The sequence below is a fragment of the Microbacterium zouquanmingi genome (assembly GCF_052266675.1).
Lineage (GTDB): Bacteria > Actinomycetota > Actinomycetes > Actinomycetales > Microbacteriaceae > Microbacterium.
Genome location: NZ_JBQPRA010000006.1, coordinates 135059 through 146641 on the forward strand (window position 1 = coordinate 135059; position 11583 = coordinate 146641).

Annotated in this window: 11 protein-coding genes; 2 read left to right on the top strand and 9 right to left on the bottom strand. The window is 65.8% G+C overall.

Annotated elements, in window-relative coordinates; all coding sequences use genetic code 11:
• Positions 1-39: 39 nt before the first annotated feature.
• Positions 40-804: an HAD-IIB family hydrolase gene (locus ACTU6V_RS14110; protein ID WP_443475882.1), complete on the top strand. Its 765-nt coding sequence runs from the start codon at positions 40-42 to the stop codon at positions 802-804.
• Here ACTU6V_RS14110 and ACTU6V_RS14115 read toward each other — a convergent pair.
• From ACTU6V_RS14115 to ACTU6V_RS14140, 6 genes are all read right to left on the bottom strand, one after another.
• Positions 801-2081 carry an alpha-hydroxy acid oxidase gene (locus tag ACTU6V_RS14115; protein WP_443475883.1) on the bottom strand — a complete coding sequence of 427 codons (1281 nt, stop codon included), beginning with the start codon at positions 2079-2081 and terminating at the stop codon, positions 801-803. The genes ACTU6V_RS14110 and ACTU6V_RS14115 overlap by 4 nt on opposite strands.
• Before the next feature lie 9 nt (positions 2082-2090).
• Positions 2091-2816 (bottom strand): FadR/GntR family transcriptional regulator, encoded by a 726-nt coding sequence (locus tag ACTU6V_RS14120; RefSeq protein ID WP_443469198.1) that lies wholly within the window; start codon positions 2814-2816, stop codon positions 2091-2093.
• A 141-nt stretch (positions 2817-2957) separates the two neighbouring features.
• Positions 2958-3611: a thymidine kinase gene (locus tag ACTU6V_RS14125; RefSeq protein WP_443475884.1), complete on the bottom strand. Its 654-nt coding sequence runs from the start codon at positions 3609-3611 to the stop codon at positions 2958-2960.
• 9 nt (positions 3612-3620) lie between these two features.
• Positions 3621-5051 carry a malate dehydrogenase (quinone) gene (gene mqo, locus ACTU6V_RS14130; RefSeq protein WP_443475901.1) on the bottom strand — a complete coding sequence of 477 codons (1431 nt, stop codon included), beginning with the start codon at positions 5049-5051 and terminating at the stop codon, positions 3621-3623.
• Between the two features lie 117 nt (positions 5052-5168).
• Positions 5169-6233 carry an aspartate-semialdehyde dehydrogenase gene (locus ACTU6V_RS14135; RefSeq protein ID WP_443475885.1) on the bottom strand — a complete coding sequence of 355 codons (1065 nt, stop codon included), beginning with the start codon at positions 6231-6233 and terminating at the stop codon, positions 5169-5171.
• A 132-nt stretch (positions 6234-6365) separates the two neighbouring features.
• Positions 6366-7652, bottom strand: a complete 1287-nt coding sequence (locus ACTU6V_RS14140; protein ID WP_443469201.1) for an aspartate kinase — start codon at positions 7650-7652, stop codon at positions 6366-6368.
• A 58-nt stretch (positions 7653-7710) separates the two neighbouring features.
• On the opposite strand from ACTU6V_RS14140, the gene ACTU6V_RS14145 reads away from it, so the two are divergent.
• A complete protein-coding gene (locus tag ACTU6V_RS14145) occupies positions 7711-7848 on the top strand; it encodes a hypothetical protein (protein WP_443469202.1) in 138 nt (45 codons plus the stop codon).
• Positions 7849-7874: 26 nt separating this feature from the next.
• On the opposite strand, the gene ACTU6V_RS14150 is transcribed toward ACTU6V_RS14145, so the two are convergent.
• Genes ACTU6V_RS14150 through ACTU6V_RS14160 form a run of 3 tightly spaced genes read right to left on the bottom strand, consistent with a single transcriptional unit; the run spans position 7875 to position 11552 of the window.
• Positions 7875-8798 carry a DMT family transporter gene (locus ACTU6V_RS14150; RefSeq protein WP_443469203.1) on the bottom strand — a complete coding sequence of 308 codons (924 nt, stop codon included), beginning with the start codon at positions 8796-8798 and terminating at the stop codon, positions 7875-7877.
• Positions 8799-8832: 34 nt separating this feature from the next.
• Positions 8833-9426: a recombination mediator RecR gene (gene recR / locus ACTU6V_RS14155; protein WP_443475886.1), complete on the bottom strand. Its 594-nt coding sequence runs from the start codon at positions 9424-9426 to the stop codon at positions 8833-8835.
• Entirely contained in the window at positions 9426-11552 is a 2127-nt protein-coding gene (locus ACTU6V_RS14160; protein WP_443475887.1) for a DNA polymerase III subunit gamma and tau, read from the bottom strand. Before ACTU6V_RS14160 ends, recR begins: the two co-directional genes overlap by 1 nt.
• Between the last annotated feature and the right edge of the window lie 31 nt (positions 11553-11583).

Genomic DNA, 11583 nt, shown 5'->3' on the forward strand with positions numbered 1-11583 from the left:
GCCCTCCGGGGCGGCCTTCTTCCATATCCTGGAGGAATCATGAGCATCCCCCGACTTGTCGCATTCGACCTGGACGATACGCTCGCGCCCTCCAAGAGTGCGATCTCTCCTCGCATCGCTGCCCACCTGCGCGCACTCCTGCGTGTCGTCGACGTCGCGATCATCTCCGGAGGCAACGAGACGCAGTTCCGCGCACAGGTGATCGCGCAGCTCGGTGACGCGAGTCCGACAGAACTCGCACGTCTGCACCTGCTGCCCACCTGCGGAACCCGCTACCTGCGCCACGACGGCTCTGACTTCACCGCGATCTACGCTCACGATCTCTCCGAAGAGGAGAAGTCCTCCGCCGTCGGCGCACTGCGCGAGGAGGCAGAGCGCCTCGGCCTGTGGGAGTCGAACCCATGGGGCGACATCCTCGAGGACCGCGGCTCGCAGATCACCTTCTCGGCGCTAGGCCAGCAGGCCCCTGGCGATGCGAAGCACGCATGGGATCCCTCCGGTGAGAAGCGCCTGCGCCTTCGCGATGCTGTCGCCGCCCGCGTCCCCGCTCTCGAGGTGCGCGCAGGAGGCTCAACCTCGATCGACATCACCCGCGCTGGCATCGACAAGGCTTACGGCATGACGGCTCTCGCCGAGCACACCGGTATCCCGCTCTCCGACATGCTGTTCTACGGCGACCGGCTCGACGTCGGCGGCAACGACTACCCGGTGCGCGCGCTCGGCGTCCGCTCGATCGCCGTCACCGGCTGGGAAGACACGGCCTCAGAGCTCGACGGTCTGCTGCCGACGCTGCAGCTCGTCTAGCGAGAGGCGGCGTCCGCGGCGACCCTGGCGATCGGCGTCAGCCGCTGCAGCTGGGTGACGTGCGAGGGCTCGAGCTCGGCGAGTGAGGCAACGCCGAGCAGACGCATGGTCCTCTCGATCTCAGAGCGCAGGATCTCGATCGCGCGATCGACACCCTCTCGCCCGCCCGCCATCAGCCCGTACAGGTATGCGCGGCCGATCAGAGTGAAGTCTGCGCCGAGTGCGACAGATGCGACGATGTCAGCGCCGTTCATGATTCCGGTGTCGATCATCACGGTGAATTCGTCGCCCACTGCCCGCCGCACCGATGGCAGAAGATGGAACGGGATCGGGGCGCGGTCGAGTTGACGGCCGCCGTGGTTCGAGAGGACGATGCCGTCGACGCCCTCATCGCGCAGGCGCACGGCATCCTCGACGTTCTGCACGCCCTTGATGACGATCTTCCCTGGCCACAGATCCCGGATGATGGCGAGGTCTTCGTAACTGATCGTGGGGTCCATTGCGGCATCGAGCAGCTCACCGACTGTTCCGCCAGTGGTGCTGAGAGATGCGAACTCAAGCGTGGGCGTTGTGAGGAAGTCGAACCACCACCACGGACGCGGAATCGCATTGATGATCGTGTTGAGAGTGAGCTGCGGCGGAATGCTGAAGCCGTTGCGCTTGTCGCGCAGCCGGGCGCCGGCGACCGGGGTGTCGACGGTGAAGTGCAGGGTGTCGAACCCAGCGGCGGCTGCACGGCGAGTCAGTTCGTAGGAGATCTCGCGATCGCGCATGACATACAGCTGGAACCAGTTTCTCGGCGGAACCGATCCCTGAGGCTCTCGAAGGGTCGCCGCTTTCACACCTTCGATCGAGGTGGTGCCCAGCGTCGACAGGGTGAACGGGATGCCAGCGGCCGCTGCTGCTCCCGCACCCGCGATCTCCCCCTCGGTCTGCATCAGTCGCGTGAATCCGGTGGGCGCGATGCCGAAGGGAAGCGCGCTGGGCCCGCCGAGGATCTCGACGCTCGTGTCGACGTCGGGTGCGGGCCTGAGGATACCGGGGTGAAACTCCACATCCTCGAACGCCTGCCGAGCGCGAGTGAGCGAGATCTCTCCCTCCGCAGAGCCGTCGGTGTAGTCGAAGGCTGCCTTCGGCGTGCGGCGCTTGGCGATCGTGCGCAGGTCGTTGATGGTGAGCGCACCCTGCAGGCGTCGTCTTCGCCCATTGAGCTCGGGCTTTTTGAACTTCATCAGTTCGAGGAGCTCTGCAGGATTCGGGAGCTGTCGCTGGACCATGAGTGCCTTTCAGTCGTTCTTGCCCGTGCTCGCGGTCATACCGCTCGCCCGGTAGTAAGTCGTGATGTGGTCGCGGACGCGACGGCGCGCAGCATCCGCATCTGCTGCCTCGAAAGCCGCGACGATGTCGCGATGTTCGGCGCGCAGGCGCGCCGTCATGGCATCCCAGCCATCGATCCGGGTAGAGGCGTCGAGCACATACGACTCGATCGCCGTACGCAACCCCGCCATCATCGCCGTGATCACGACGTTCCCGCTCGACTCCGCGAGAGACAGATGGAACTGCGCGTCAAGAGCAAGGAAGTCCTCGGCGCTCAGGTCATCGGCATCCATTGCGTCGAGGAGGCGACGCGGCTCAGACAGGTCCCTGATGTCGTTCGATGCGAGAGACGCCGCAACGGCATCCTCGAGCACGAGACGTGTCTGCACGACATCTGCCAGCGGGAAGGCCCGTGCGGCCACCTGCAGTCGCATGAGCACGGAGAGGCCGTCTGAGGGCGTAGCGATCACGATCGCCCCAGATGAGGGCCCGGAGCCGCTCGACGTGCGAATCAGCCCGATGATCTCCAGAACCCGGAACGCCTCGCGGACGCTCGAGCGCCCCACCCCCAGCTGGGCCGCGAGCTCGCGTTCTGAGGGGAGCCGGTCGCCGGGCCCGAGCCTGGCGTCGAGGAAGCACTGTTCGATGTGCTCAAGAACGAGCTGCCATGCTCGTTGCTCTGCGTTTGCGGACATGCGATGCTCCTGTGGTCAGACCACAGCGTACAACGTGTGGTCTGACCACGCAAGAAGGGTGCGCTTCGGCGTTCGAGTCGCGAAAGACGCCGCTTACGGACGCCCATACCGGCATAAATTGCGACCTGAAGGTGCGCTGGCTCAGCCCAGGCGGCCGCCGGACTCCTCGAGGTAGCAGTGCCCGCAGAGAGACTCGTAGGTGACCACGTCGGCCGGGGCTCCCCCAGCCGCTGCCTCATCGATCGCGACCTGGTCGCCGTCGAAGACGAAGCGCCCGTCGACGACACGGCCGTTGAACACCGCCTTGCGTCCGCAGCGGCAGATGGTCTTCATCTCTTCCAGCGAGTGCGAGATCGCCAGGAGCCGCGCCGAGCCGGGAAAAGCGTGGGTGCGGAAATCATTGCGGATGCCGAACGCTATCACTGGGATACCGTCGTCCACCGCGATGCGGAACAGATCATCGACCTGACCGGCAGTGAGGAACTGCGCTTCGTCGATGAGCAGGCACGCGACATCGACGGGGTCCGCGGCGCTCGCGTCTTCGGCAGCGCTCTGCTGCACCCGCTGTCGTTCGCCATCGAAGAGCGCGCGGGCATCACCGCCCGAGGGGATCAGAAAGTCGACTTCCCGGGTCATGCCCAAGCGGCTCTCGATCTGCGAGGCACCCTTGGTGTCGATCTCAGGCTTGGCGAGCAGAACGCGCTGGCCCCGCTCCTCGTAGTTGTAGGCGACCTGCAGCAGTGCTGTGGACTTGCCGGAGTTCATCGCCCCGTAGCGGAAGTAGAGCTTCGCCACTGCCCTCGATCACCTCGAGATATCGAGGGCGGCAGCCGTCTGCGACATCGACTCATCAGCCACCGCTGGGTTGTCGTTGAGCGTCTGACCGTACGTGGGGATGAGGTCGCGCAGCGTGGGCTCCCAGCCCGAATACTGCTCGGGGAAGCACTTCTTGAGCAGTCCGAGCATGATCGGCACTGCCGTCGATGCGCCGGGGGATGCGCCGAGGAGGCCTGCGATCGAGCCATCAGCAGCAGAGACGACTTCAGTGCCGAACTGCAGCACGCCGCCCTTCTTGGCATCCTTCTTCATGACCTGTGCACGCTGGCCTGCCTGGATGATCGTCCAGTCCTCGTCCTTCGCCGTCGGCATGAAGATGCGCAGGCTGTCGACCTTCTTGCGGTGAGTCTTCGTCAGCTCGCCGAGGAGGTACGTGATCAGGTCGGGGTTCGCAAAGGCGACGCGCAGCATGGGCCACAGGTTGTGCGTGCGCACCTGGGAGACGATGTCGAGCATCGAGCCGTTCTTGAGGAACTTCGGACTGAACGTCGCGAAGGGTCCGAACAGCAGAGAGGACTCACCGTCGACGACGCGGGTATCGAGGTGCGGCACAGACATCGGCGGGGCGCCGACGGATGCCTGCGAGTAGACCTTCGCCTTGTGCTGAGCAACTACGGCGGGGTTCGAGGTCTTCAGGAACTGACCGCCGATCGGGAAGACGCCGTAGCCCTCGATTTCGGGGATTCCAGAGTTCTGCAGCAGTTTCAGAGCCCAACCGCCCGCACCGACGAAGACGAACTTCGCGTTGATGCTGCCTGGAGTGCGTCCGAGGCTGTTGCGATACTTGATCTGCCAGCTGCCGTCCTTCTGCTTCTTCAGCGAGCGGACCTCGTGGTTGGTGCGCAGCTCGACCCCAGCATCCGACAGATGATCGAAGAGCTGGTGCGTGAGCGCGCCGAAATCGACATCGGTGCCCGCGGGCACCCGCGTGGCGGCGAAGGGCTCGCCCTTGCGTCGCTTCTGCATGAGCAGCGGCGCCCACTGGTTGATGACACGCGAATCGTCGCTGTACTCGATGCCCTCGAAAAGAGGTTCCTTCTTCAGAACCTCGTAACGGTCCTTGAGATAGGCGACGTCCTTCTCACCGCGCACGAAGGTCATGTGCGGGGTGGCGTTGATGAACGTGGAGGGCGCATCGAGCACGCCCTTCTCGACCAGGGACGTCCAGAACTGACGACTCTGCTGGAACTGCTCGTTGATCGAGATCGCCTTGGCGGGGTCGAGCGGCCCATTCTCGTTCTTCGGCATGTAGTTCAGCTCGCAGAGCGCCGCATGACCGGTGCCCGCGTTGTTCCACGGGTTCGAGCTCTCCTGGCCGACATCGGAAAGCCGCTCGAAGGCGACGATCTTCCAATCCGGCTGCAATTCGTGCAGCAGAGTGCCGAGCGTGGCACTCATGATGCCACCACCGATGAGGACGACGTCGACGGATTCAGTCACCCGACCATCCTAGTTCGCCTATCGCGATCCCCCGAACCGGCGCTGGACGCCGCGTCCGCGCCGGTTTTCGAGGTATCAGGGTGCGAGGCGCTCTGCGACGATCTCGGCGATCTGCACAGCGTTGAGCGCTGCACCCTTGCGAAGGTTGTCGTTGCTGACGAACAGCACGAGGCCCTTGTTCTCGGGCGCGGACTGATCGGCGCGGATGCGGCCGACGAAGCTCGGGTCCTTGCCTGCCGCATACAGCGGGGTCGGCACTTCTTCGAGGACGACGCCGGGCGCGGATGCCAGGATCTCACGAGCCTTCTCGGGTGTGATGTCGTCGCGGAACTCCGCGTGGATCGACAGCGAGTGGCCGGTGAAGACCGGCACGCGCACGCAGGTGCCTGCGACACGGAGGTCGGGCAGCTCGAGGATCTTGCGGCTCTCGTTTCGGAGCTTCTTCTCTTCGTCGGTCTCGTTGAGACCGTCATCGACGACAGCTCCCGCCAACGGGATGACGTCGAAGGCGATCGGGGCGACGTACTTGTCGGGCTCGGGGAAATCGACCGACGAGCCATCGTGAACCAGGCGCAGAGTGTCGCCCTGGGCGAGAACTCCCTCGACCTGACCGAGAAGTTCCTGGGCGCCTGCCAGTCCGGACCCTGAGACCGCCTGGTAGGTCGAGACGATGAGTCGCTCAAGCCCCGCGGCGACAGCGAGGGGTCCGAGGACCGGCATGATTGCCATGGTGGTGCAGTTCGGGTTCGCGATGATGCCGCGAGGGCGCTCATCGATCGCGTGTGGATTGACCTCGCTGACCACGAGCGGAATCTCGGGGTCGCCGCGCCATGCGCTGGAGTTGTCGATCACGACGGCTCCGGCCGCCGCGAAACGGTCTGCATACGCGCGGCTCGCGGTCGCACCCGCCGAGAACAGCGCGATCTCGATACCCGCTGGGTCAGCTGTCTCGACATCTTCGACGATGACCGAGGTGCCGCCGAAATCGATCGAGGTGCCCGCAGAGCGCGCCGACGAGAACAGCCGCAGCTCGCGGATCGGGAACGAGCGCTCAACAAGAATCTCGCGCATGACGGTGCCTACCTGGCCGGTGGCGCCGACAATGGCGACGGAGTGTCCGCTATCGGAGATGCGAGTCATAAGAGTGTCCTTGGCGTCGTGCAGTGATGCAAGCAAGACACAAGGCGCGACGTCGGGGTGCGGATGCCGCGCCTGGCGTCGATGTCAGGGTTCCGGCGAGTCTACCGCTACCCGTGCTCCAGGGTCGAAACCTCAGCGACCGGTGCCCGCGTGGACGACGGCCTCGTCCTCGGAGTCCAGTTCGTACGCGGTGTGCACGATGCGCGCAGCGTCGGCAAGGTCGGTGTCGCGCAGCACGACCGAGATGCGGATCTCAGACGTCGAGATCATCTCGATGTTGATGCCGGCGGTCGACAGCGCTTCGAACAGCGTCGCTGAGACTCCGGAGTGCACGCGCATGCCCGCCCCGACCACCGAGAGCTTTCCGATCTGGTCGTCGTGGATGAGGCTGCCGAAGCCCACCTCGGCCTGTTCCGCGGCGAGCGCCTTGAGCGCTGCGGAAGCATCCGCCTTGGGAAGCGTGAACGAGATGTCGGCGCGGCCGGTCGCTGCAGCCGAGACATTCTGCACGATCATGTCGACGTTCGCACCGGACTTCGCCACGATCTTGAAGATCTCGGCGGCCTTGCCCGGCACATCGGGGACGCCGACAACGGTGATCTTGGCCTGGCCCTTGTCGGTGGCCACTCCTGCGACGATCGGTTCTTCCATGATTTCTCCCTCAGCTTCGCGCGGGTTCTTCATGCCCTCGCCCAGAACGTAGGTGCCTTCACTCGACGAGAACGTCGAGCGTGCGTGGATGAGCACGCCGTGGCGGCGTGCGAACTCGACAGCACGGATGTACAGAACCTTGGCACCGTTGGCCGCGAGCTCGAGCATCTCTTCACTCGAGACGTGATCGAGCTTCTGCGCGCGCGGGATCACGCGCGGGTCGGCCGTGTAGATGCCGTCGACGTCGCTGTAGATCTCGCAGACATCGGCGTTCAGCGCCGCTGCGAGAGCGACAGCCGTCGTGTCGGAGCCGCCGCGTCCGAGCGTCGTGATGTCGCGGGTGTCGCGGTTGAAGCCCTGGAAACCGGCGACGATGACGATCGCGCCCTCGTCGAGCGCTTCGCGCAGCCGGACCGGCGTGACATCGACGATCCGTGCCGACCCGTGGTGGTCGTCGGTGATCATTCCGGCCTGGCTGCCGGTGAACGAACGCGCATCGAACCCCATCGAGTGGATCGCCATGGCCAGCAGCGCCATCGAAATGCGCTCCCCGCTCGATAGCAGCATGTCCATCTCACGCGGAGCGGGGATGGGAGCGACCTCGTTCGCGAGCTCGAGCAGCTCGTCGGTCGTATCCCCCATCGCGCTCACTGCGACGACGACGTCGTGCCCTGCACGTCTGGTGTCGACAATGCGCTTGGCGACGCGTTTGATACTCTCAGCGTCGGCGACGGATGAGCCGCCGTATTTCTGCACAATGAGGGCCAAAGTCACTCCCGGGGATTTCGGGCATTTCCGCCCAAGCGCCATTGTACTTTCGACACGCATGCCCGCGCCCGCATGTGACCGCCGCGGCTCCTCAGAGCAGGCCGAGCCTGCGCGCTTCACTCGCCGTACCAGCGCCGACGCAGGGTTCGTCCTGCTGCTGCTCGCGCTGTCCTCCCGCATCCGCAAAGACAGCTGACCGGAGCTCAGGGCATCTGATCGGGCTCAGGGGGTCTGAACCGGAGGCATCGATTCTCTGCGCGTGCGCAGCCGGCCGCCGGTTGCGGCGAACCAGCATCCGAGGATGATCAGGGGGAAGCCGATCAGCAATCCGGGCGTGATCGGCTCGGAGAGGAAGATCGTGCCGAGCACGATCGCGACCACAGGATTCACGTAGGTGAACAGCGGCGCTCGCACCGGACCTACTTCACGGATCAGCGCGAAGAAGGCGACGAACGCGACCGCCGTGCAGATCACGCCGAGCAGGAGAAGCGATACACCAGAGCGAAGCGTGGGCAGTTCATGCTGGGTGAGCATCGCAGCGGGGAGGTAGCCGATTCCGATCGCGAGCAGGGCCAGCGTGATCGTTCCGATCGAGGGAACGTCTGCGAGTTTGTGGGCGATGATGAACGGCGCGATCGCGTAGAGCAGCGCGGTGAGCATGATCTCGCCGATCGCGAAGGCGCTGGCGGGCCCACTGGGAAAGAGGCCTGGGCCCACGACGACTATGGCGACACCCACGAATCCGAGTAGCAGCCCGCCGAGGCGCACCGGTGCGAGCGCCGTGCGGTCTCCGCGCGTGAGGGCGATGATCACGGCGAACAGCGGCACAGTCGCCACCAGGAGTCCGGTCAGGCCCGAGGGCAGCTGCGTCTCGGCGTGGCTGAGCAGCAGAAAGGGTCCCGCCATCTCGACCAGCCCGAACGTGAGTACCCACGGCCAGTGCTTCCACGCGGCCTTCAGCGCGCCGCTGCGGATCGCGAACGGCAGCAGCACGAGTGCGCCGAGCAGAGTACGGCCGGCAACGACAGCCGGCGGTGTGATCGATTGGACGGCTTCTTTGATGAACAGGTAGGTGATTCCCCAGACGATCGCCATGACGGCGAAGAGAATCCAGCCTTTCTTGCTGAAGCCTCCCTGGGCGCTCATACCGTCACGACACTGCGACGAACACGAGGGAACGTCACAGTGTGCGCCGCCCCTCGAATGCGCGACCGAGGGTGACTTCGTCGGCGTACTCCAGGTCGCCGCCGACGGGAAGACCTGATGCCAGGCGCGACACCGTGATCTGCATCGTGAGCAGCAGTCGGCTGAGGTAGCTTGCGGTTGCTTCGCCCTCGAGGTTGGGGTTGGTCGCGATGATGACCTCTTGCACTGTGCCATCGGCGAGCCGTGACATCAGCTGCGCGATGCGCAGATCATCGGGGCCGACACCGGCGATCGGGCTGATCGCTCCGCCGAGCACGTGGTAAAGGCCGCGGAACTCCCTGGTGCGCTCGATCGCCGAAACGTCTTTCGCGTCTTCTACGACACAGATCAGCGCAGGGTTGCGACGGGGGTCGCGACAGATGCCGCAGCGATCCTGCTCGGAGACGTTGCCGCAGATCTCACAGAACCGCACCCGTGCGCGGACGTCGGTGAGCAGCTCCGCAAGGCGTGCGACGTCGAAGGACGGCGTCTGCAGGATGTGGAACGTGATTCGCTGCGCTGATTTCGGGCCGATGCCGGGCAGGCGCCCGAATTCGTCGATGAGCTCTTGGACGATGCCGTCATACATCAGGCGAACCTCGTCGGGGGCTCGTAGGGCTCTTCACGGACGAATGTCGCGCCGAGCACCTGGCGGACGACAGCTTCTCCGTAGCGCTGGACACCGCCGGGCGAGCGCCCTGTCACGGCAGGCGCCGAGTACGACCGCGCAGATGCCTGCGGAGCCGCAGCGGGTCGCGCTGCGGGAGCAGCGGAAGGGGCGGGAGCAGCGGAAGGCGGCGCCTGGTAGGGAGGCTCATCCTCTGGCGGTGCGTCATCATCGCTGGGAAGCGGCGCATCCTCGGTGTCGACGAGCCCATCCCGAGGAGCGACAGGGGCGGATGCTTCGACCTCTGCGGGCTCTTCATCGACGGGGAACTGCGGCTGCGGCGGGGCCGGAGTGGCAGCCTCCGGCGTGGTCGGAATCGACGCGACCGCCCAGTCTGTGACGGGGCCAGCCGGCGCAGACTGCGCGGTCTTCTGCGGCTGCGGGGGCGCCGTGCGGACCGGGGCGGGAGCCGCTGCCTCGGATAAGGCCGCCGGCGGCAGCTGCGCCGGCCGGTACTTGACCTTCACGCCGAGCTCGCGCTCGATGGCCGCCCGCAGGTGATCAGAAGGGCCGTTGCCTGGAACGGCGCCCTTGAACTTCTTGAGGTCCTGCTCGCTGGTGAAGCCGACGGTGAGCACATCGGTGCTCGCGTCGAAGTCGAGCGGCTGTACGGCCGTCACCAACAGCCACGATGTGCGGCTGACACCCTCGAGGTGGGTGAGAACGGCAGACCACGCCGCGCGGATGCGGTCGATGTCGACGGGGCCGGTGGAGGCCGGAGTCTGGGCGACAGGAGCCGGAGCGGGAACCTCCACTGCCGCAGGCTCTGGCACCGGGGCTGATTCCGCAGCCGGAACTGGCTCTGTCGGGGGTGTTGGCTCTGCAACCGGTGCCGTGTCAGCGACGGCAGCCGGGGCCTGGACGGCAGCCGGGGCCGGGGCGGATGCCGGGGCCGGGGCGGATGCCGCCGTGGATGCGGGCGCGGCGTGCACGGGGGCTGCGCCCTCCCCTGCGGCGCTCAGCACGCGGGCGATCATGAGTTCGAGGTGCAGACGCGGAGACGTGGCCCCGGTCATGTCATCCAGCGCGGCGCTGACGACATCAGCCGTGCGGGAGAGTCGTGCGGTGCCGAACGCCACTGCCTGAGCGCGCATGCGGGCGAGTTCGTCTTCGGCAAGACCCCGCAGCACGGCCGAAGCCCCATCGCCCACCGCGGCGATGACGATGAGGTCGCGAAGACGCTCGAGCAGGTCGTCGACGAATCGACGAGGGTCTTGACCGGTCTGCACGACGCGGTCGATCGCCGGGAACGCGGCTGCGGCATCTCCTGCGGCGAGCGCGTCGACGATCTCGTCGAGCAGCGCACCGTGCGTGTAGCCGAGCAGCGATACTGCTCGCTCATACGCGACGTGATCCCCATCAGAGCCTGCGATGAGCTGGTCGAGCAGCGACAGGGTGTCACGCGGTGACCCCCCACCTGCGCGAACGACCAGCGGCAGGACGCCCTGGGCGACTTTGACGCCCTCTTCGTCACAGAGTTTCTCGACGTATTCGAGCATCGCAGCCGGCGGAACCAGCCGGAACGGGTAGTGATGAGTGCGCGAGCGGATCGTGCCGAGAACCTTGTCGGGTTCAGTGGTCGCGAAGATGAACTTGACGTGCGCCGGAGGTTCTTCGACGAGCTTCAGCAGGGCGTTGAACCCCTGTGGCGTCACCATGTGCGCCTCGTCGAGAATGAAGATCTTGAAGCGATCACGGCTCGGGGCGAAGGTCGCGCGCTCGCGAAGATCGCGGGCATCGTCGACGCCGTTGTGGCTGGCGGCGTCGATCTCGACGACATCGAGGGAGCCTCCGCCAGAACGCGAGAGCTCCACGCAGCTCGGGCAGGTGCCGCACGGCGTATCGGTCGGGCCTTCTGCACAGTTCAGGCAGCGGGCGAGAATGCGAGCTGACGTGGTCTTTCCACACCCACGCGGGCCTGAGAAAAGGTACGCGTGCCCGACCCGGTCACCGCGCAGCGCAGTCATCAGAGGTTCGGTCACCTGCGACTGCCCGATCATCTCTCCGAAGGTTTCGGGGCGGTAGCGGCGATACAGGGCTGTGGTCACCTGAACAGCCTACGGCGTACCGCCGACAATG

Coding starts and splice junctions, on each gene's coding strand:
- ACTU6V_RS14110 (WP_443475882.1), top strand. CDS start 40: ATGAGCATCCCCCGACTTGTCGCATTCGACCTGGACGATACGCTCGCG.
- ACTU6V_RS14115 (WP_443475883.1), bottom strand. CDS start 2,081: ATGGTCCAGCGACAGCTCCCGAATCCTGCAGAGCTCCTCGAACTGATG.
- ACTU6V_RS14120 (WP_443469198.1), bottom strand. CDS start 2,816: ATGTCCGCAAACGCAGAGCAACGAGCATGGCAGCTCGTTCTTGAGCAC.
- mqo (WP_443475901.1), bottom strand. CDS start 5,051: ATGAGTGCCACGCTCGGCACTCTGCTGCACGAATTGCAGCCGGATTGG.
- ACTU6V_RS14135 (WP_443475885.1), bottom strand. CDS start 6,233: ATGACTCGCATCTCCGATAGCGGACACTCCGTCGCCATTGTCGGCGCC.
- ACTU6V_RS14145 (WP_443469202.1), top strand. CDS start 7,711: ATGCCCGCGCCCGCATGTGACCGCCGCGGCTCCTCAGAGCAGGCCGAG.
- ACTU6V_RS14150 (WP_443469203.1), bottom strand. CDS start 8,798: ATGAGCGCCCAGGGAGGCTTCAGCAAGAAAGGCTGGATTCTCTTCGCC.
- recR (WP_443475886.1), bottom strand. CDS start 9,426: ATGTATGACGGCATCGTCCAAGAGCTCATCGACGAATTCGGGCGCCTG.